Origin of the sequence: Streptomyces sp. NPDC048111 (genome assembly GCF_043202815.1) — a bacterium.
Classification (GTDB): Bacteria; Actinomycetota; Actinomycetes; order Streptomycetales; family Streptomycetaceae; genus Streptomyces.
Window position 1 is genome coordinate 206,213 of sequence record NZ_JBIDBD010000006.1, and the last position, 18,661, is coordinate 224,873.

The window sequence follows — 18,661 nt, forward strand, 5'->3', positions numbered from 1 at the left end:
ACCCGGCAACACGATCGAATCTGATCCTCGCCGGACGAAATGGGCACGGTAAGACCCGCCGCGTTCGCCTCCGTACCGCGTCTCACAGAAGAGGCAGCACCCTGACTACGTTCCGAGAGCTCGGGATCCTTCCCGAGACCGCCGAAGCCCTTGAAGCCGTCGGCATCGTGTCCCCGTTCCCCATCCAGGAGCTGACGCTCCCCGTCGCGCTCTCCGGCACCGACATCATCGGGCAGGCCAAGACCGGCACCGGCAAGACCCTCGGGTTCGGCCTGCCGATCCTGGAGCGCGTCATCGTCCCCGCCGACGTCGAAGCGGGCCGGGCCACGAACGCGCAGCTCACCAACACCCCGCAGGCCCTCGTCGTCGTCCCGACGCGCGAGCTGTGCCAGCAGGTGACCAACGACCTCCTCACCGCGGGCAAGGTCCGCAACGTGCGCGTGCTCGCCATCTACGGCGGCCGTGCCTACGAGCCGCAGGTCGAGGCGCTCAAGAAGGGCGTCGACGTGATCGTCGGCACCCCGGGCCGCCTGCTCGACCTGGCCGGCCAGAAGAAGGTCGACCTCTCGCACGTCAAGACCCTGGTGCTCGACGAGGCCGACGAGATGCTCGACCTGGGCTTCCTGCCCGACGTCGAGAAGATCATCCAGCTGCTCCCGCCGAAGCGCCAGACGATGCTGTTCTCGGCGACCATGCCGGGCGCGGTCATCGGCCTGGCCCGCCGCTACATGTCGCAGCCCACGCACATCCGCGCCACTTCGCCGGACGACGAGGGCACGACGGTCGCCAACACCGAGCAGTTCGTCTACCGCGCCCACTCCATGGACAAGCCGGAGATGGTCGCGCGCATCCTGCAGGCCGAGGGCCGCGGGCTCGCGATGATCTTCTGCCGTACGAAGCGGACCGCCGCCGACATCGCCGAGCAGCTCGCCAAGCGCGGCTTCGCCTCCGGCGCGGTCCACGGCGACCTCGGCCAGGGCGCCCGCGAGCAGGCGCTGCGCGCCTTCCGCAACGGCAAGGTCGACGTGCTGGTCTGCACCGACGTCGCGGCCCGCGGCATCGACGTCGACGGCGTGACGCACGTCATCAACTACCAGTCGCCCGAGGAGGAGAAGACCTACCTCCACCGCATCGGCCGCACCGGCCGCGCGGGCAAGAAGGGCATCGCGATCACGCTGGTCGACTGGGACGACATCCCGCGCTGGCAGCTGATCAACAAGGCGCTCGGCCTGAAGTTCCCCGACCCGGTCGAGACGTACTCCACCTCCCCGCACCTCTTCGAGGAGCTGAAGATCCCGGCGGGCACCAAGGGCGTGCTGCCGCGCGGCGCGCGCACCCGGGCGGGCCTGGCGGCCGAAGAGGTCGAGGACCTGGGCGAGACCGGTGGGCGCGGGCGCAGGTCCGCGGCTGCGGCTCCCGTCGTCACCGAGGAGCGTCCGGAGCGCACGCGCACCCCGCGTCAGCGCCGCCGCACCCGTGGCGGCTCGCAGCCGGACGGTGCACAGCCGGTGGGCGCGGAGGCCGCGGTCCCCGCTCCGGCCGCGACCCCGGCCCCCGAGACCGCCGAGTCGGTGACCGAGCCGCGCACGCCGCGCCGCCGCCGTCGTACCCGGGTGGGTGCGCCGTCGTCCGCGCCGCAGGCCGCCGCGCCGGTGACCGCCGCCGAGCCCGTGACCCCCGTGGTCAAGCCGGAGCCCGCCGTCACGGCCGAGCCCGTGGCCAAGGCCGAGCCCGCGGTGCGGGCCCAGTCCCGCCGCCGTTCGGCCGCGCCGGCCCCGGCCGCTGCGGTGGCCTCGGCGCCGGTCGAGCCGAAGGCGCGTCGTCGCCGGGTGCGCAAGGCCGAGCCCGAGATCGGTTTCATGACGCCGGAGTCGGCCGCCCTTGAGCTGGCCCGGGCCGCGAAGGCCAGGACCACCGCGGCGATGACCGAGGTCGCGGAGGCCCCGGCCGCCGAGACCCCGGCGAAGCCGAAGCGCACGCGGACGAGGAAGGCGGCCGAGGCCGTCGTCGAGACGGTGGAGGCGGCCCCGGTCGTCGAGGCCGTGCCCGCCCCGGCCGTCGAGGCGGAGGCCCCGGCGAAGCCGCGCCGCACCCGCGCCAAGAAGGTCGCCGAGGTGGCCCCCGAGGCGGCCGAAGCACCGGCAGCACCGAAGCGCACCCGCGCCAAGAAGGCGGCCGCGCCTGTCGCCGAGACGGTCGAGACGGCGGCGGTCGTCGAGGCCGAAGCCCCGGCGAAGCCGCGCCGCACCCGCGCCAAGAAGGTCGCCGAAGCCGCCCCCGAGGCGGCCGAAGCACCGGCGGCGCCGAAGCGCACCCGCGCCAAGAAGGCGGTCGAGGCCGTGGCCGAGACGGTCGAGGCGGCGGCGGTCGTCGAGGCCGAAGCCCCGGCGAAGCCGCGCCGCACCCGCGCCAAGAAGGTCGCCGAAGCCGCCCCCGACGTGGCCGAGGCCCCGGCGGCGCCGAAGCGCACCCGCGCCAAGAAGGTGGCCGCGCCTGTCGCCGAGGCCGTGGTGGCCGAGGCCGAGGCGCCGGCGAAGCCGCGCCGCACCCGCGCGAAGAAGGCCGCGGTCACGCCCGAGGCCTGAGCATGACCCGCCCCGCCTGAAACGGCCCGGCTCCCCCTCGGGGGCGCCGGGCCGTTCGCCGTTCCGGGGGGGGGTGCTCGGCGTTGCGCGGGCCAGGGTGCTCGCCGGTCCTGGGCCAGAGTGCTCGTCGTTGCGCGGGCCGGGGTGCTCCCTGCGGGCGCGACGCTCGCCGTGTCCCGGGCCGGGTGCGCGCCCTTTCGCAGGGGGCACTCGCCGCTTACCGGGCGGGGCGCTCGCCGTTCCGCAGCCCGGACGCTCGACCTTCCCCGAGCTGGGGAAGCTCGCCGTTCCACGGGCCGGGCGCCCCTCTGCGAGCGGGGCACTCGCCGTGCCCCTGGCGGGGCACTCGCCGTTCCCCCGGCGGGGTGCCCCGGGGTGGACGGATACGCTCTACTCATGAGTAAGCCGCGCTCCCTCGACCTCCCGGCACGTACGCGTGCGTACCGGCTCGGCACCCCGCGCCAGGAGTTCGCCGTGCTCGATTCGCGGCCCGAGGGGCGGGCGCGCGGCACGGTCCTGCTGATCCCCGGCTACACCGGGAGCAAGGAGGACTTCCTCGCCCTCCTCGATCCGCTCGCCGACGCGGGGTACCGGGCGGTGGCGGTCGACGGGCGCGGCCAGTACGAGTCCCCCGGCCCGCGCAGCCTCGCGGCGTACGGCCCGCGCAGCCTCGCGGGTGACGTCCTCGCGCAGGTCGCCGCGCTGGGCGACGGGCCGGTGCATCTGGTGGGCCACTCCTTCGGCGGCTTCGTGGCCCGGTCCGCGGCACGGCTCGACCCCTCCGCCTTCCGTTCCCTGACCCTGCTGTCCTCGGGGCCCGGCCGGGTCGGGCCCGATCAGCGCACCAAGATCCGGATGCTCCGGACGGCGCTGCCGGTGCTGCCGCCGTCGTGGGTGTGGGCGGTGACGCAGTGGCTCGATGGGCGCGACCCGGCGTATGTCGTCGATCCGCCCGAGATCGTGGCGTTCCTCGAACGGCGCTGGTTCCGTACACAGCGGGCCCAACTCATCGCCACCGGGCGGCAGTTGAGGGTCGAGCCGGACCGTACGGAGGGGCTTGCGCGGTTGCCGCTGCCGTTGCATGTCGCGTACGGGGACGGGGAGATGGTGTGGCAGCTGGGGGAGCTGGCGCACATGGCGCGGAGTGTGGGGGCGCGGCACACCGTGATCGCCGGCGCCGACCACTCCCCCAACGTCTCCCACCCCGCGGAACTGACAGCGGCCCTGACGGACTTCTGGTCCCCCCTCTGACCACACCCGCGCCCCGGCCCGGCGCGGGCGGACGGGGTCAGTGGGACTGGAGGTGGTGCCAGAACCCGTCTCGCAGGGCGCGGCGAAGATCGGCGTGCCCGCGCAACGAGTACTGCAACAACCGCTCCGCCTCGATGAGCAGATCCTGATCCACCGGCCCGGGCAGATAGGGGTGCCCCGGCAGCAGCTCGGCCAGCGCCGCCCGCCCCCGCTCGGAGAGCCACGTCGCGGCGATCCGGGCCCCCACGAACCGCACGTCGTCGCGGCTCGGCGCCGGCCCGTCCTGCTCGTACAGCGTGACCGGCCGCCGCGTGACGTACGGCTTGCAGAAATCGAGGTCGAACGTGCGCTGACTGTCGACCTCCCACAGCAGGGGCTCCGCCTGGTTGCGCCCCTCCCCCGCCTCGATGCCCCACAGGTGGACCCGCGCCCCGTACCCCTGCGCGGCCTCCACCGCGGAGACGAGGTCCTCGTCCCCGCCGATCAGCGCCGCGTCGCTGATCGCGCGGTGGCGGGCCAGGGACTCCAGGTCGGAGCGGATCAGCGAGTCGACGCCCTTCTGCTGGTTGTTGGCGTTGAGGTTGCCGAGCCGCACCTTCACGTCGGGGAGCCCGGCGATCGACTGCTGTTCGGGGGTGTGGATGCGCCGGCGCGCGCCGTCGTACCAGTAGACCCGCAGCAGCCGGCTGTCCGCGAAGATCGTGCGCGCCTTGTCGATGAGCGCCTCGATGAAGCCCTCGGCGTCGAGGTCGAAGGAGCGGCGGTCCTCGGTGCCGGTGACGAGGAGCCCGGCGGCCGCGTAGACATAGCCCGCGTCGACGAAGATCGCGTGCGTGGAGGGCGTCTTCGCGACTTCCGCGAGCATGCGCTGGAGGAGCTCGTTGGTGGCGTCGAGCTTGCGGTCCAGCTGGGCCACGGGGTCGTGAGGCGCCTGGGACGGCTGAGGTTCCTGGGAATCGTCCATACGCGGTCCATTGTCGAGGCCGTGACACGGGGGGCACAACCGGGCACGTCGGGTCGCCGCTGCACCCCGGTCCTTAGCGAATCGAAAAATTTCCTTAGCGTAGGGAATGTTTGCTGGAGGCAACCCGTTGAACCCTACGGAACGCGTTGCACATGCGTCACGCAATCCACTCTTAACGGGCGGGCAACCGCCCCGACGCCTCGCGGGGGCACGCTGTTCACAGCCCCCCGCACCAGTAGTTCTCCTAGCAGGAGGATCAGACGAAGGGAGAAGCCGTGCGCTTCGAAATCATGCGCCTGGACGACGTCGACGGCAGCGCCGTTGACAGCACCGTCGTGGACGCCGCCTCCGTCAACCGGATCGTGCAGCAGGCCGCCGCAATGGGCCAGCGCATCTACATCCGCCCGACCGAATCAGCAGTCTCGTAACGCCTTGGATCCGCGTCCCGCGAGCCGGTGAACGGCCGCGGGTGCCGTGTGTGTGATGCCGTTGGATGACGAGCGCCCCCGTACAGATGTGTACGGGGGCGCTTTGGCGTGCCGGGGTACGGCGGCCGGTCTCAGCTGCCGTGGATGACCTGCGTGATGCCGTTGATGATCTGCTGCACCGCGAGCGCGGAGAGCATCATGCCCGCGAGCCGGGTCACCAGGACGACGCCGCCGTCCTTGATGACGCGGATGATCAGGAGCGAGTACCGCATCGTCACGTACAGCACCACGTGGATGGCGATGATGGCCGCCCAGACCGAGACCTGCCCCGACAGCGAGTCGTGGTTCTGGACGGCGAGGATCACCTGCACGATCGCGCCGGGCCCGGCGAGCAGCGGCATGCCGAGCGGCACCAGCGCGACGTTGACGTCCTTGGTCTGCTTCGGCTCGTCGGTCTTGCCGGTGAGCAGGTCGAGCGCGATCAGGAGCAGCAGCAGACCGCCCGCGATCATCAGCGCCGGGACGTCGATGTGCAGATACGTCAGGATCTGGTGGCCGACCAGGCCGAAGAGCGTGATCACTCCGAGCGCGACGGCGGCGGCCTGCCAGGCCATCCTGCGCTGGACCTTCGCGGCCCGGCCCGCGGTCAGCGCGAGGAAGATCGGCGTGATCCCGGGGGGATCCATGATGACGAACAGGGTGAGGAAGAGGGAGCCGAAGACGGCAGCGTCGAACACGGTGAGCCTTGCGAGGTGAGGGGTGTACAGGCAGAGGGGGGCCGGGGCGCCGGAGCGCGGGCCGGGCCGCCCGCGCGGCCCGCACGGCAGGACCGGGCGGGTACGAGGACGGAAGTCGCGGGGGCGGTGCCCCCGGAGGCGGAGAGGGTGTGCGCTCCCCTACGGGCGGGCGCTTCCGCCCGCACCGGGCACGGGGAAGGCCCCCGTGGCGCGGCGGGTGATCTCCCCGTAGATCTCGGGGTCGGTGGTGTACGCGCCGAGCCGTACCGTCTTGCGGCTGCCGTGGTAGTCGCTGGAGCCGGTGACGAGGAGGCCGAGGTCGCGGGCGATGCCGCGCAGCCGGTCCCGGGCGGCGCCGTCGTGGTCGGTGTGGTCGGCCTCCAGGCCGTCGAGTCCGGCGGCGGCGAGTTCGCCGATCACGGACTCCGGCACGACCTGGCCGCGCTTGACGGCGAGCGGGTGGGCGAAGACGGTCACTCCGCCCGCGGCCTTGACCAGGCGTATCGCGTCGAACGGGTCGAGCTCGTGCTTGCCGACGTAGGCCCGGCCGCCGTCGGCCAGCCAGTCCGGCACGAAGGCGTCGGACACGCTGTCCACCACGCCGAGTTCGACGAGCGCCTCGGCCACGTGCGGGCGCCCGACCGAGCCGTCGCCCGCGATGCGCGCGACCTGCTCCCAGGTGACGGGCACGCCGAGCTCCTGGAGCTTGGCGACCATGCCCTGGGCGCGCGGCACCCGGTCGTCCCGTACGAGTTCGCGCTCGCGCGAGAGCTCGGGCTCCTCCGGGTCGAAGAGGTAGGCCAGCATGTGCAGGCCGATGCCGTCGATGCGGCAGGAGAGCTCGGCGCCGGTGACCAGGGTGAGCCCCGCGGGCAGCGCGGCGACGGCCTGCGCATGGCCCCGCGTGGTGTCGTGGTCGGTCAGGGCGACGACGTCGAGCCCGGCCGCGGCCGCGTTGCGGACCAGATCGGCGGGGGTGTCCGTACCGTCCGACGCCGTGGAGTGGGTGTGCAGATCGATGCGCACGACGCGTACTCCAGGGCATAAGGGACGGATCAGGGGACGGTCAAGGATAACCGCCCGCCCGCCGGGCTAGGACAGGATGCGCGGGGTGAGCGCCCCGCACGGGACGAGGTCGACCTCGGCGCCCGCGTCCCGCAGATCGGTGAGCACCAGCTCGTCGTACATCAGGAGCCCGGACTGCTCGGGCCACACGATCGCCCAGAGCCACAGGCCGCGCGCCTCGCCGGCGAACACCGCGCGGTCGTCGGGCGTACGGCTGACGTGCCACAGCGGGGTGGGGCGGCCGGCCGCGAGGACCTTGGTGTGCGGGGGTTTGCCGACGTCCATGAAGGGGCCGGGGTCGGGCCCGTCGATGCCCGCGTACCGGGCGCCGAGCCCCACGCCCAGCTCCTCGGCGACCAGGATCAGCTCGCCGATGCCGCCCAGCGGGCCGGGGCCCGAGCAGGCGACGGCGGTGGCCCGGCCGCCGCTGCGATCGTCCCCCGCATAGGCGACGCCGGTGAACAGCCAGCCGACCGGCAGCGGCCAGGGCATCCAGGCCGGCACCTGCGTACGGCGCACGACGACCGCCAGGGCCTCCACGCTGGGCGGGACCACGGGCTGGAGCGGATACACCGGTCCGTGCGCATCGCACTGCCAGGTGTCGGCAAAGAGACCGGGCGCCCTGACCCGGCCTCCGCACTTCGGGCAACTGGGTTCGCCCCTCATAGAGCCCCACGGTCCTCCACGGCCGACGCCCCGTCAAGGACGATCACCCGTCCGGAGTCCGGCCCGCCCGTCGCTGCCGGGCGGGGGCGCCGGGGCCGGGGTCCGGGAGGCCCTGGGGCGCCGGGCCAGGAAGTAGTTTCATCTTGCACTCATTAGGCTCGCTAAGTTATTATGTGTATCGCACAACGATCTTGAGTCCCCCTCTGCGGGGCCATCCACGGGAAGCGGGAGCTGCCATGCGGCAAGGAAAGGACCCTCTCGACGAAGGCGCGGGAACCGGCGGTCTGCTGCGCCAGCCGAAGGCGGTGTGGGCGACCGCGGGCGCCTCGGTCGTCGCCTTCATGGGCATCGGCCTGGTCGACCCGATCCTGCCCTCCATCGCCAAGGGCCTGGACGCCACGCCCAGCCAGGTGTCCCTGCTCTTCACCTCGTACTTCCTGATCACCGCCGTCGCCATGCTGGTCACCGGCTTCGTCTCCAGCCGGATCGGCGGCAAGCGGACGCTGCTGGTGGGGCTCGCCCTCGTGGTCGTCTTCGCGGCGCTCGCGGGCACCTCGAACTCGGTCGGGGAACTCGTCGGCTTCCGGGCCGGCTGGGGGCTCGGCAACGCCCTGTTCGTCTCCACCGCGCTCGCCGTCATCGTGGGAGCGGCGGCCGGCGGGAGCGCGGCGGCGATCCTGCTCTACGAGTCCGCGCTCGGGCTCGGCATGGCGTGCGGGCCGCTGCTCGGCGCGGTGCTCGGCGACATGAAGTGGCGCTACCCCTTCTTCGGCACGGCCGCCCTCATGGCGATCGGCTTCCTCGCGATCACCGCGTTCCTGAAGGAACAGCCGAAGCCGGCGCGCAAGACGTCGCTGCTCGACCCCCTCAAGGCGCTGGGCCACGGCGGCCTCGCCTCGGCGGCGGCCTCCGCGTTCTTCTACAACTACGCGTTCTTCACGGTCCTGGCCTTCACGCCGTTCGTGCTGAACATGTCGCCGTACAAGTCGGGCGGGGTGTTCTTCGCCTGGGGCGTGCTGCTCGCGGTGTTCTCGGTGCTCGTCGCGCCGCGGCTCCAGGAGCGGTTCGGCTCCCTGAAGGTGCTCGGGGGGTCGCTGGTGCTGCTCGCGGCGGACCTGCTCGTCCTCGGCTACGGCAACCACACCACGGCGGTCGCCGCGACGGTGGCGTCCGGTGCGTTCATCGGCCTCAACAACACCGTGTACACGGAACTGGCGCTGGGCGTCTCGGACGCGCCCCGGCCGGTGGCGAGCGCGGGCTACAACTTCGTCCGGTGGTTCGCGGCGGCGGCGGCGCCGTACTTCGCTCCGAAGATCGAGGAGTGGAGCGACATCCACATGCCGTTCGTGGTGGCTGCGGTGGCGGCGGTGGTGGGGGCCGGGGTCGTGTGGGTGCGGCGGGGGGTGCTGGTGCGTGAGGTGGCGGAGCTTCAGCCCTCGCATGCCGCCGAGGACGGGGTGTCCGTCTTTGCGAACTGACCGTTCGCGCGGGTGAGTTGGGCTCTTGGGGTGCGGGGCGTGCGGGGTTGCCCGCGCAGTTCCCCGCGCCCCTTAGCCACACCGGTACCGGCCCGCATCGGCATGCTCGGCCTGTCGTCCGGGGCTTCGGGTGCGGGTGGTGCGTGGTTGCTCGCGCAGTTCCCCGCGCCCCTTGGGCAGGACCGCGCCGGCCCGCATCAGGGCACCTCAGCCCGTCCGGCGATTGAGGACGAGCGCCGTTCAGGCGCGAACGGGGTCTGGGGCGGAGCCCCGGGGTGGGGGGCTCAGGACAGGGGGACGGAGCCGCGGAGGGGGTCGCGGAGGTCCGTGCCGTGGGACAACCAGCGCTCCTCCAGCTCCGCAGCCCCCCGCACCCGCTTCCACGCCGCCTCGTTCGCGGTCATCGGCAGCAGCGGCAGGAAGCGCACCGGGTCGAGCGGGGCGTCCAGTTCCAGGTCCTCGACCAGCCCGCCGGGCTCCGCCACCAGCACCGAGCCGAACGCGGCGCCGGGCCACAGGGGTTCACCGAGGTCGAGCGAGGCGCCCGGGGCCACCACGAGGCCCTCCACCTGGGGCGACGCGGCGAGCACCGCCAGCGGGCGGAGCACCTTGTCGGTGTCGGCGCGCCCGGCCCGTACGGACAGGATCAGCTCGGCGCGCGGCCCCTTCACCGGATCGGCCAGCGCCGCGGTGGGATCGGCCATCGGCTGGGCGGACATGCCGAGGGTCGCGTACCGCACGATGTCGCCCTCGGTGAACCGCAGCACCTCGATGCGGTCCGTACCGAGGAAGGTGACCGCCGCGCGCGCGTCCGGCTCGCCCAGCGCGGTGCGCAGCCGGGCCTCGACCAGAGGAAGAACATCAACCATGGGCCGAGCATAGAAGGCGTATGCAAGCGGCAAAGACGGGGCTTGACGTGGCGGTGGGCTGATAGTCTTGGCCGCTGTTCGGGACAGCAGGAAGTTCCCCACGGGGGACCGGCTGGAGGAGGTGGGGCTGCGATGGATCGAAGTCGGCCTGGCAGTACCAACCGCTCTTCCGCACGGCTGCGTTGTTCCCGGTGATCTGACTCTCCCCGATCCGAGAGCCTGCATACCCGGCCTCCGCGCCCGGAAACACCTGAGCCTCATGGCGTTTCGCCCAACGGAAGAGCACATCGCTTCGCCCAGTCCGTTTCAGTAGCGAACGCCGTCCGCGCGTGCCCCTGTGGTGCCGCCCGCTGTGTGAACGTGTGCGATGAACGCCCCTCGGGGCCGGTCCGGGATCCCCCGGGGTCGATCAGGCCCCCGGCGGCCCCCTCTCGTCGCAGAACGCCGCTCTCCGGGCAGTTCCAGAGCGTCACGCCCCCGACGGCCTCTCCGTGAAGGAGTCCTGCCATGTCGATGATCCGTGACCTGCGCGCCGTGGTCCGGCCCGCCCTGCGCAAGCCCAGCACCCCGTACAACGGCTACGACACCACCCGCGACCCGTCGGCGAGCAGCGCCGTCGTGGACTGCGCGGTCTACCGCGACGGGCAGCGCGTGCGGGCCGTCGAGGACACCACCTGTCTGGCGCCGCGTGAGGCGATGCGCCGGGTGCGCGACGGCGGGGGCTTCGTGTGGATCGGTCTGCACGAGCCGACCGAGGCCGAATTCGCCGGTATCGCCGCCGAGTTCGGGCTGCACCCGCTCGCCGTGGAGGACGCGGTCCACGCCCACCAGCGGCCGAAGCTGGAGCGCTACGACGACACCCTGTTCACCGTCTTCAAGACGATCCACTACGTGGAGCACGCCGAACTCACCGCGACCAGCGAGGTCGTGGAGACCGGCGAGGTGATGTGCTTCACCGGCCGGGACTTCGTCATCACCGTCCGGCACGGCGGCCAGGGCTCGCTGCGCGCCCTGCGCACCCGCCTCCAGAGCGACCCGGAGCTCCTCGCCAAGGGGCCGTCCGCCGTCCTGCACGCCATCGCCGACCAGGTGGTCGACGGCTATCTGGCCGTCGTGGACGCGGTGCAGGACGACATCGACGAGGTCGAGATCGAGGTGTTCTCCGCCCCGGCCAAGGGCAGCCCGCGCGGGGTGGACGCCGGGCGGATCTACCAACTCAAGCGCGAGGTACTGGAGTTCAAGCGCGCCGTCTCCCCGCTGCTGCGCCCGATGCAGCTGCTGAGCGAGCGTCCGATGCGCCTGGTCGACCCCGACATCCAGAAGTACTTCCGGGACGTGGCCGACCACCTGGCCCGGGTGCAGGAGCAGGTCGTCGGCTTCGACGAGCTGCTCAACTCCATCCTCCAGGCCAACCTCGCCCAGGCCTCCGTCGCCCAGAACGAGGACATGCGCAAGATCACGTCCTGGGCGGCGATCATCGCCGTACCGACGATGGTGTGCGGTGTGTACGGCATGAACTTCGACCACATGCCGGAGCTGCACTGGAGGTACGGCTACCCGATCTCGATGGGGCTCGTGGCCGTGGCCTGCTTCGTCATCCACCGCACCCTCAAGCGCAACGGATGGCTCTGACGGGTCAGTCGGCGCGCCGGCCCGCCCGTACGACGAGGGCGAGTCCGACCAGGATCACCGCGAGCGCCGGATAGGCGAGGGCGGGGGGCTGCTGGCCGAGCCAGAGCGCGGCGATCACGGCCGCGCCGGGGGTCTCCAGCAGGATCGCGGTGGAGGTGACCGAGGGGCCGAGGCTCGCCACCACCCGGTTGAGCAGGGAGTGGCCGATCAGCTGGGCGGTGAGCGTGAGCACGGCCAGCTTCAGCCAGGCCCCCGCGTCGTACGAGGCGAGTTGGGCCCCGGAGACGAGGCAGGCGGCGAGCAGTCCGATGGCGGCCGTGGCGTAGCAGAGGTAGGTGTACGGCACCGTGTCCACGCTCTTGCGGGCCTCGGCGCCGAGCAGCACGTACCCGGCCGCGGCGAGCCCACCGCCGAGCGCGAGCGCGTCGCCCGCGAGCGCCGTCGGCGACAGGCTGAGGTCGACGCCGGTGAGCAGCACCACCCCGACGCAGGCGGTCAGCGTGCCGGTCCACACCAGGGCCGGCGGGCGGTGGCCGCGCAGGCGCAGCGCGATGGTGGCCCAGATCGGCGTGGTGGTGCTCAGCGCGGTCGAGGAGGCGACCGACGTCATGCTCAGGCTCGGCAGCCACAGCCCGAAGTGCAGCGCGAGCAGGGCGCCCGCGCCGATCGTCAGGGCCACCTCGCGCCGGGTCAGCGCGCGCAGCCGGGTGCGGTGGCGCAGCCATGCCACCGGGGTGAGCGCGCCGACCGCGAGCGCGTTGCGCCAGAACGCGATGGCGAGCGCGGGCGCCGCGGTGGCCGCGATCAGCGGCGCGGACAGGGAGACGCCGGCGATGGCGACGGCGAGCAGCACGACGTCGACGCGCGGGGCGGCCGTCGCGGTGGGCGCGGGGGTGGTGGCAGTGGTCACGGCGGCAGCGTAAGGGGCATGGCCGGATTACGGAACTGACTATTCCCCTGGACCTCTACTGTGGTCCCATGACGCAGACGTTGCTCGACCAGGCCCTTGTCGAGGAGGCCACGAAGAAGTCCGGGCTCATCTGGGTGCGCGGCACCCAGGGCGCCGAGCGGGCCCTGTGGCACGCGTGGCTCGACGGCGCCGCGTACGTGGTCGGCGGCGGCCCGGGTGAACAGCCCCTGGACGGCCTGGCGGACGGCGGCACCGCGCTGGTGACGGTCCGCTCCAAGGACAAGGGCGGCCGGCTCGTCGCGTGGACGGCGTCGGTGTCCGAGATCCCCGCGGGCTGCGAGGCGTGGGACACGGCGGTCGCCGAGCTGAAGGGCAAGCGCCTGAACGCCCCCGACGGCGAGGCGATGCCCGCGCGCTGGGCGGCGCAGTGCCGCCTGCTGCGCCTGACGCCGGCCGGCCCCCTGGAGCCGGCCCCCGACGGCTCGCTCGCCGCGGCGCCCCCGGCCTCCCCGGCCACCACCCGCCACCCGGTACCGGCCGGCCTGCCCAAGCTGCTCCTGAAGCGCCGCGGGCGCCGGGCGGGGAAGACGGCTTAGCCCGTCGGGCCAGGTCGCCGGATCAGGTCGCCGGATCAGGCCGCCGGGTCGGATCGTCCGGCTGGGCCGTCCGGCCAGCGCGTCCCGCTACGTCGCCGGGAGCTGGCGGCCGTAGTCGACCGTGGCGTCCTTCGCGGGCGCCGCGAGCGCGAAGTCCTTGTTCCAGTCGGCCAGTTCGAGCACTCCGGCGCCGCCGGCCCGCTCGAAGCGCAGCGGGTAGGGCGTGCCCTGGAGGGAGACGTCCAGGGTGCCGCCCTCGCCGTCCTTGCCCGCCTCGATCCGTACCGTACGGACCGTGCCGACCTCCGAGCGGTCGCCCTTGGACAGTGCGCCCTGGAGGCCCAGCATCCCCTTGAGCAGGACCGACTTCTCGGTGAAGCCGCGCAGTTGCTGGTAGGCCGGATCGCCCGAGGGCACCTTGACGTACTTGTCGTCGAGCTTGCCCGCCGCCGCGGTCGCGTCGCCCGACCCGCTGTGCGACCAGAAGCCGGCGTCCGCCTTGAGGAACAGGTCGTCCCCCACCCGCAGCAGCCCGAACGTGCTCTTCTGCGAGGTGACCGTGCCGGTGCCGCCGCTGCCCTTGAGCCGCATGTCGATCCGGTACGAGCCGCCCTTGCTGACCAGCGTGCCCGACAGGCGCACCGCGTCGGCCCCGTCGGCCGCCGACCGGGCCTTGTTCTCGATCTCGGTGGCGGACAGCTTGCCGACGCCGTTGGTCCCCTCGTCAGGATCCGAACCGCACCCGGTGAGCGCCGCGGCGAGCCCCGCGCACAGCGCCACGGGCAGAGCGGCCCGGCGGGCCCATACCCGCACGGCCAAGGGGGATGAGGTCACCTGCGCACTGCCTCTCACATCGATGTAGGGGGTCGGCAGACCGCACCCTACCCGCACTGCCTACGCTGTCCGGCAGAGCTCCGGACGGACGACCCGCAAGGGCGTACCGCTCCGTCAGCGGCTAGCCTGAAGCCCTTGTCCCGCAGCGATCGCGGTGGTGCGGAGCAACCCTGAACAGTAAGGAGGCGCTCGTATGGCGGCAGGCGCCCCCCGGGTCTTCGTCTCACACCTCTCCGGCGTCGCCGTCTTCGACCCCAACGGCGACCAGGTCGGCCGCGTGCGGGACCTCGTGGCGATGCTGCGGGTCGGCCGCAGGCCCCCCCGGCTGCTCGGCATCGTCGTCGAGGTCGCGAGCCGCCGGCTCATCTTCCTGCCCATGACCCGGGTCACCGGGGTGGAGTCGGGCCAGGTCATCACCACCGGCGTGGTCAACCTGCGGCGCTTCGCGCAGCGCCCCACCGAGCGCCTCGTCCTCGGCGAACTGCTGGACCGCCGGGTCACGCTGGTCGAGGACGGTGAGCAGGTGACCGTGCTCGACGTGGCGATCCAGCAGCTGCCGGCCCGCCGCGACTGGGAGATCGACAAGGTCTTCGTGCGCCGGGGGAAGTCGGGCGCGCTGCGCCGCAAGGGCGAGACGCTGACCGTGGAGTGGTCGGCCGTCACCGGCTTCTCCCTGGAGGAGCACGGGCAGGGCGCCGAGAACCTGGTCGCCACCTTCGAGCAGCTGCGCCCGGCCGACCTCGCCAACGTCATGCACCACCTGTCGCCCAAGCGCCGCGCCGAGGTGGCCGCGGCCCTCGACGACGACCGGCTCGCGGACGTCCTGGAGGAGCTGCCCGACGACGACCAGGTGGAGATCCTCGGCAAGCTGAAGGACGAGCGGGCCGCCGACGTCCTGGAGGCGATGGACCCGGACGACGCGGCCGACCTGCTGTCGGAGCTGCCGGAGGAGGACAAGGAGCGCCTCCTGACCCTGATGCAGCCCGACGACGCGGCCGATGTGCGCCGGCTGCTCTCCTACGAGGAGCGCACCGCGGGCGGTCTGATGACGACCGAGCCCATCGTGCTGCGCCCCGATGCCACGGTGGCCGACGCCCTGGCCCGGGTGCGCCAGCAGGACCTCTCCCCCGCGCTCGCCGCCCAGGTCTATGTGTGCCGCCCGCCCGACGAGACGCCGACCGGCAAGTACCTCGGCATGGTGCACTTCCAGCGGCTGCTGCGCGAGCCGCCGTTCACCCTGGTCAGCTCGGTGGTGGACAGCGATCTGAAGCCGCTGCCGCCCAACGCCTCGCTGCCCTCGGTGACCAGCTTCCTCGCCGCGTACAACATGGTGGCCGCGCCCGTGGTGGACGCGAGCGGGTCGCTGCTCGGCGCGGTGACGGTGGACGACGTGCTCGACCACCTGCTGCCGGACGACTGGCGCGAGACGGAGTTCCACGGGCCCGAGGGGGTGCCCGATGGGCAGCACTGACCGGTCCGATGAGCGCACCCGGGCGAGCGGCGCGAGCGCGGCGCCGCGCGGCCGCAACCGCCTCGACCAGCCGAAGGCCCCGCGCGTGCGGCTGCTGCCCGAGTGGGACCCGGAGGCGTTCGGCCGGGTCAGCGAGCGCATCGCCCGCTTCCTCGGCACCGGGCGGTTCATCGTCTGGATGACCCTGATCATCATCCTGTGGGTCGCCTGGAACATCTTCGCGCCGAGCCATCTGCGCTTCGACAACTACCCCTTCATCTTCCTCACGCTCGCCCTGTCCCTCCAGGCCTCGTACGCGGCCCCGCTGATCCTGCTCGCGCAGAACCGGCAGGACGACCGCGACCGGGTCACCCACGAACAGGACCGCAAGCAGAACGAGCGCTCCATCGCCGACACCGAGTACCTCACCCGGGAGATCGCGGCCCTGCGGATGGGCCTCGGCGAGGTGGCCACCCGCGACTGGATCCGCTCCGAACTCCAGGACCTGGTCAAGGAGATGGAGGAGCGCCAGAACGTATTCCCGGCCGAGCGCCCGCACGGACGTGACGAAGGCGACCGCTGACAGGGCTTTCCGTACCGTGCGGTAAGCGCCGTACCATCGTCGGTATGGCTACGGAAGACGCGGTGCTTGAGGCACTGGCGACGGTGAACGACCCCGAGATCCACCGACCGATCACTGAGCTCGGCATGGTCAAATCGGTGCAGATCGGCGAGGACGGGGCGGTCGCCGTCACGGTGTACCTGACCGTCTCCGGCTGCCCGATGCGCGAGACCATCACGAAGAACGTGACGGAGGCCGTCGAGCGGGTCGAGGGCGTCAGCCGCGTCGAGGTGACGCTCGACGTGATGAGCGACGAGCAGCGCAAGGACCTGGCGTCCGCGCTGCGCGGCGGCACCGCAGAGCGCGAGGTGCCCTTCGCCCAGCCCGGCTCGCTGACCCGCGTGTACGCGGTCGCCTCCGGCAAGGGCGGCGTCGGAAAGTCCTCCGTGACGGTCAACCTGGCGGCCGCGATGGCCGCGGACGGCCTGAAGGTCGGCGTCGTGGACGCCGACATCTACGGCCACTCCGTACCGCGCATGCTGGGCGCCGACGGGAAGCCCACCCAGGTCGAGAACATGATCATGCCGCCGTCCGCGAACGGCGTGAAGGTCATCTCCATCGGCATGTTCACGCCCGGCAACGCACCGGTCGTGTGGCGCGGCCCGATGCTGCACCGCGCCCTCCAGCAGTTCCTCGCGGACGTCTACTGGGGCGACCTGGACGTGCTGCTGCTCGACCTGCCGCCGGGCACCGGTGACATCGCGATCTCCGTGGCGCAGCTGGTGCCCAATGCCGAGATCCTGGTGGTGACCACCCCGCAGCAGGCCGCGGCCGAGGTCGCCGAGCGGGCCGGCTCCATCGCCGTGCAGACCCACCAGAAGATCGTCGGCGTGGTCGAGAACATGGCGGGCCTGCCCTGCCCGCACTGCGACGAGATGGTCGACGTGTTCGGCACCGGCGGCGGCCAGAAGGTGGCCGACGGCCTGACGAAGACGACCGGCGCCACCGTGCCGGTGCTCGGGTCCATCCCGATCGACGTGCGTCTGCGCGAGGGCGGCGACGACGGCCGCCCGGTCGTCCTGTCCAACCCGGACTCCCCCGCGGGCGCCGCCCTGCGCGCCATCGCGGGCAAGCTGGGCGGGCGCGCCCGCGGCCTGTCGGGCATGTCCCTCGGGATCACCCCGCGCAACAAGTTCTAGGCCGGGAATGGGCCGGTCGGCCCGTTCCCCGCACAGCCGTAAGGGGCGCCCGCAATGGCGGGCGTCCCTTACGCGTACCGGCAGGAGCTCAGCCTGACGGCGCCGTGGCGTACCGGCGCCTCCTCACGCGTACGACGTGATGTCCTCGACCACCGAGAAGCCGAGCCCGTAGGCGCTCAGGCCGCGGCCGTACGCGCCGATGTGCACGCCGCTGCGCGCCGAGCCCGCCAGAACCCAGCCGAACGGGGACTCGCGGTAGTGGAAGTCGGTCGGCACGCCGTCCACAGGCAGCGAGAGCGTCGACCAGTCGTCGCCCGCCAGGTCGTCGGCGAGCTCCCAGGCCGTCTCGGTCTGCTGGTCGAGCCAGTCACCGCGCAGCACGTGGTCCATCTGCGCGGGCCAGGTGAAGGACAGCAGTCCCGAGCCGGCCAGCCAGGCCGCCGAGGAGACCGAGGTGGCCTCCAGGACGCCCGTGCCGTCGCCGCTGCGCCGCACCGGGCTGGCGGGGACGCTCACGACCACCGCGAACCGCTCGCGCTCGGGACCGCCCGCCGCCTCCGGCCGTATCGACGGCTCGTCGCCGTGCCCGACCGACCCGTGCTGGACCGTGCCGTCCGCGGCGAGCGCCACCTGCATCAGCCAGCGCGGCCCGGTGTACGCCTCGTCCAGGCCGTACCAGGGGAAGGGGGCGCGCAGATAGCCGTCGACCGTACGCCGGGCACCCGGCACTCCCTCCGGTGTGGCCTTCGCGCCCTCGGGCGCTTCGTGCGGGGACTGTCCCGCTGCCCGGCTTGTCGTCTCCATCTGCCCGGCCGCCTCCTAGATCTGTAGCGTCCGCAGCGGCCCGCCCCCCGCGGGCGTCCTGGCTGCCGGACAGATGGAGGATAGCCACCTCAGCAGGGCTCGCCGGAAAAGCCCATGTGGGATTGGCGTGTACCGGGTGGCGATCAGGTCGCGTCGGCGTCGAACGGAGGGCGCTCGCCCGGGTCCAGCTTCTCGCGCTTCTTCAGCAGGTCGGGGGTGCCCGAGCCGTTCACGGAGCCGCCCGCGGCGGTCGTGGCGGGGGCGGATTCGCGGCCGTGCACCGCGTCCGCGACCTCCTCCATGTCCTTGCGCAGGTCGAAGCTGTTGCGGATCTCCTTGAGCCCCAGGTCGTCGTTGTCCATCAGCTGCTTGCGGACGAACGTCTTGGGGTTGAGGTCCTCGAACTCGAAGTCCTTGAACTCGGGGCCGAGCTCGGCCCGGATGTCCTGCTTGGCGCTCTCGGAGAAGCTGCGCACCTTGCGGATGATGTTCGAGACGTCCTGGATCAGCTTGGGCAGCTTGTCCGGGCCGAAGATCAGCACGGCGAGGACCACGAGTGTGACCAGCTCCATGGGCCCGATGTCGTTGAACACCCGCTGCTCCTCGTGTTCTCAGTGCCGGCGATCCCGCC

The 18,661-nt window shown here is 72.6% G+C and carries 18 protein-coding genes; 9 read left to right on the top strand and 9 right to left on the bottom strand.

What is annotated here, in order from left to right; all coding sequences use genetic code 11:
• Positions 1 to 23: 23 nt before the first annotated feature.
• Both ACGF3I_RS14130 and ACGF3I_RS14135 read left to right on the top strand, forming a co-directional pair.
• Entirely contained in the window at positions 24 to 2,585 is a 2,562-nt protein-coding gene (locus tag ACGF3I_RS14130; protein ID WP_393131776.1) for a DEAD/DEAH box helicase, read from the top strand.
• 396 nt (positions 2,586 to 2,981) lie between these two features.
• The gene (locus tag ACGF3I_RS14135; protein ID WP_393131572.1) at positions 2,982 to 3,836 is read left to right on the top strand and encodes an alpha/beta fold hydrolase; all 855 of its coding nucleotides are present in this window, start codon (positions 2,982 to 2,984) and stop codon (positions 3,834 to 3,836) included.
• A gap of 37 nt (positions 3,837 to 3,873) precedes the next feature.
• Here ACGF3I_RS14135 and ACGF3I_RS14140 read toward each other — a convergent pair whose 3' ends face one another.
• Positions 3,874 to 4,800, bottom strand: a complete 927-nt coding sequence (locus ACGF3I_RS14140; protein WP_393131574.1) for an NYN domain-containing protein — start codon at positions 4,798 to 4,800, stop codon at positions 3,874 to 3,876.
• Between the two features lie 275 nt (positions 4,801 to 5,075).
• On the opposite strand from ACGF3I_RS14140, the gene ACGF3I_RS14145 reads away from it, so the two are divergent.
• Positions 5,076 to 5,228 (top strand): hypothetical protein, encoded by a 153-nt coding sequence (locus tag ACGF3I_RS14145; RefSeq protein ID WP_393131576.1) that lies wholly within the window; start codon positions 5,076 to 5,078, stop codon positions 5,226 to 5,228.
• A 131-nt stretch (positions 5,229 to 5,359) separates the two neighbouring features.
• Here the strand turns inward: ACGF3I_RS14145 and ACGF3I_RS14150 are convergent, their stop codons facing one another.
• The 3 genes from ACGF3I_RS14150 to ACGF3I_RS14160 form a co-directional block, all read right to left on the bottom strand.
• Positions 5,360 to 5,965 (bottom strand): MarC family protein, encoded by a 606-nt coding sequence (locus tag ACGF3I_RS14150; protein ID WP_393131578.1) that lies wholly within the window; start codon positions 5,963 to 5,965, stop codon positions 5,360 to 5,362.
• A gap of 159 nt (positions 5,966 to 6,124) precedes the next feature.
• Positions 6,125 to 6,991: a PHP domain-containing protein gene (locus tag ACGF3I_RS14155; protein WP_393131580.1), complete on the bottom strand. Its 867-nt coding sequence runs from the start codon at positions 6,989 to 6,991 to the stop codon at positions 6,125 to 6,127.
• Between the two features lie 66 nt (positions 6,992 to 7,057).
• Positions 7,058 to 7,696 (bottom strand): DUF6758 family protein, encoded by a 639-nt coding sequence (locus ACGF3I_RS14160; protein WP_393131582.1) that lies wholly within the window; start codon positions 7,694 to 7,696, stop codon positions 7,058 to 7,060.
• A 236-nt stretch (positions 7,697 to 7,932) separates the two neighbouring features.
• Between ACGF3I_RS14160 and ACGF3I_RS14165 the strand changes: the two genes are divergently transcribed.
• Entirely contained in the window at positions 7,933 to 9,174 is a 1,242-nt protein-coding gene (locus ACGF3I_RS14165; RefSeq protein WP_393131584.1) for an MFS transporter, read from the top strand.
• A 284-nt stretch (positions 9,175 to 9,458) separates the two neighbouring features.
• Here ACGF3I_RS14165 and ACGF3I_RS14170 read toward each other — a convergent pair whose 3' ends face one another.
• Positions 9,459 to 10,043, bottom strand: coding sequence for a suppressor of fused domain protein (locus ACGF3I_RS14170; protein WP_393131586.1), 585 nt, complete (start codon positions 10,041 to 10,043; stop codon positions 9,459 to 9,461).
• A 507-nt stretch (positions 10,044 to 10,550) separates the two neighbouring features.
• On the opposite strand from ACGF3I_RS14170, the gene ACGF3I_RS14175 reads away from it, so the two are divergent.
• Positions 10,551 to 11,675: a magnesium and cobalt transport protein CorA gene (locus ACGF3I_RS14175; protein ID WP_393131588.1), complete on the top strand. Its 1,125-nt coding sequence runs from the start codon at positions 10,551 to 10,553 to the stop codon at positions 11,673 to 11,675.
• Between the two features lie 4 nt (positions 11,676 to 11,679).
• Here the strand turns inward: ACGF3I_RS14175 and ACGF3I_RS14180 are convergent, their stop codons facing one another.
• Positions 11,680 to 12,585, bottom strand: coding sequence for a DMT family transporter (locus ACGF3I_RS14180; protein ID WP_393131590.1), 906 nt, complete (start codon positions 12,583 to 12,585; stop codon positions 11,680 to 11,682).
• A gap of 68 nt (positions 12,586 to 12,653) precedes the next feature.
• Here ACGF3I_RS14180 and ACGF3I_RS14185 point away from each other — a divergent pair, with 68 nt between their 5' ends.
• Positions 12,654 to 13,181: a hypothetical protein gene (locus ACGF3I_RS14185; protein WP_393131592.1), complete on the top strand. Its 528-nt coding sequence runs from the start codon at positions 12,654 to 12,656 to the stop codon at positions 13,179 to 13,181.
• Positions 13,182 to 13,268: 87 nt separating this feature from the next.
• On the opposite strand, the gene ACGF3I_RS14190 is transcribed toward ACGF3I_RS14185, so the two are convergent.
• The gene (locus ACGF3I_RS14190; protein WP_393131594.1) at positions 13,269 to 14,015 is read right to left on the bottom strand and encodes a hypothetical protein; all 747 of its coding nucleotides are present in this window, start codon (positions 14,013 to 14,015) and stop codon (positions 13,269 to 13,271) included.
• Between the two features lie 193 nt (positions 14,016 to 14,208).
• Here ACGF3I_RS14190 and ACGF3I_RS14195 point away from each other — a divergent pair, with 193 nt between their 5' ends.
• The 3 genes from ACGF3I_RS14195 to ACGF3I_RS14205 are packed head-to-tail and all read left to right on the top strand — an operon-like array spanning position 14,209 to position 17,226.
• Positions 14,209 to 15,486 (top strand): magnesium transporter MgtE N-terminal domain-containing protein, encoded by a 1,278-nt coding sequence (locus ACGF3I_RS14195; RefSeq protein ID WP_393131596.1) that lies wholly within the window; start codon positions 14,209 to 14,211, stop codon positions 15,484 to 15,486.
• Positions 15,473 to 16,048 (top strand): DUF1003 domain-containing protein, encoded by a 576-nt coding sequence (locus tag ACGF3I_RS14200; protein WP_393131598.1) that lies wholly within the window; start codon positions 15,473 to 15,475, stop codon positions 16,046 to 16,048. Before ACGF3I_RS14195 ends, ACGF3I_RS14200 begins: the two co-directional genes overlap by 14 nt.
• A 44-nt stretch (positions 16,049 to 16,092) precedes the next feature.
• On the top strand, positions 16,093 to 17,226 hold the full coding sequence (locus ACGF3I_RS14205) for an Mrp/NBP35 family ATP-binding protein (protein ID WP_393131600.1): 1,134 nt from the start codon (positions 16,093 to 16,095) through the stop codon (positions 17,224 to 17,226).
• A 123-nt stretch (positions 17,227 to 17,349) separates the two neighbouring features.
• On the opposite strand, the gene ACGF3I_RS14210 is transcribed toward ACGF3I_RS14205, so the two are convergent.
• Together ACGF3I_RS14210 and ACGF3I_RS14215 are read right to left on the bottom strand one after the other, a co-directional pair.
• On the bottom strand, positions 17,350 to 18,030 hold the full coding sequence (locus ACGF3I_RS14210) for a hypothetical protein (protein ID WP_393131602.1): 681 nt from the start codon (positions 18,028 to 18,030) through the stop codon (positions 17,350 to 17,352).
• Positions 18,031 to 18,173: 143 nt separating this feature from the next.
• Positions 18,174 to 18,623 (bottom strand): sec-independent translocase, encoded by a 450-nt coding sequence (locus ACGF3I_RS14215; RefSeq protein ID WP_393131604.1) that lies wholly within the window; start codon positions 18,621 to 18,623, stop codon positions 18,174 to 18,176.
• Positions 18,624 to 18,661: the final 38 nt, after the last annotated feature.

What these genes read in the sequence shown, in the direction of transcription:
- ACGF3I_RS14175 (WP_393131588.1), top strand. Translation starts at nt 10,551, where the DNA reads ATGTCGATGATCCGTGACCTGCGCGCCGTGGTCCGGCCCGCCCTGCGC.
- ACGF3I_RS14205 (WP_393131600.1), top strand. Translation starts at nt 16,093, where the DNA reads ATGGCTACGGAAGACGCGGTGCTTGAGGCACTGGCGACGGTGAACGAC.
- ACGF3I_RS14170 (WP_393131586.1), bottom strand. Translation starts at nt 10,043, where the DNA reads ATGGTTGATGTTCTTCCTCTGGTCGAGGCCCGGCTGCGCACCGCGCTG.
- ACGF3I_RS14200 (WP_393131598.1), top strand. Translation starts at nt 15,473, where the DNA reads ATGGGCAGCACTGACCGGTCCGATGAGCGCACCCGGGCGAGCGGCGCG.
- ACGF3I_RS14135 (WP_393131572.1), top strand. Translation starts at nt 2,982, where the DNA reads ATGAGTAAGCCGCGCTCCCTCGACCTCCCGGCACGTACGCGTGCGTAC.
- ACGF3I_RS14185 (WP_393131592.1), top strand. Translation starts at nt 12,654, where the DNA reads ATGACGCAGACGTTGCTCGACCAGGCCCTTGTCGAGGAGGCCACGAAG.
- ACGF3I_RS14195 (WP_393131596.1), top strand. Translation starts at nt 14,209, where the DNA reads ATGGCGGCAGGCGCCCCCCGGGTCTTCGTCTCACACCTCTCCGGCGTC.
- ACGF3I_RS14210 (WP_393131602.1), bottom strand. Translation starts at nt 18,030, where the DNA reads ATGGAGACGACAAGCCGGGCAGCGGGACAGTCCCCGCACGAAGCGCCC.
- ACGF3I_RS14160 (WP_393131582.1), bottom strand. Translation starts at nt 7,696, where the DNA reads ATGAGGGGCGAACCCAGTTGCCCGAAGTGCGGAGGCCGGGTCAGGGCG.
- ACGF3I_RS14165 (WP_393131584.1), top strand. Translation starts at nt 7,933, where the DNA reads ATGCGGCAAGGAAAGGACCCTCTCGACGAAGGCGCGGGAACCGGCGGT.
- ACGF3I_RS14140 (WP_393131574.1), bottom strand. Translation starts at nt 4,800, where the DNA reads ATGGACGATTCCCAGGAACCTCAGCCGTCCCAGGCGCCTCACGACCCC.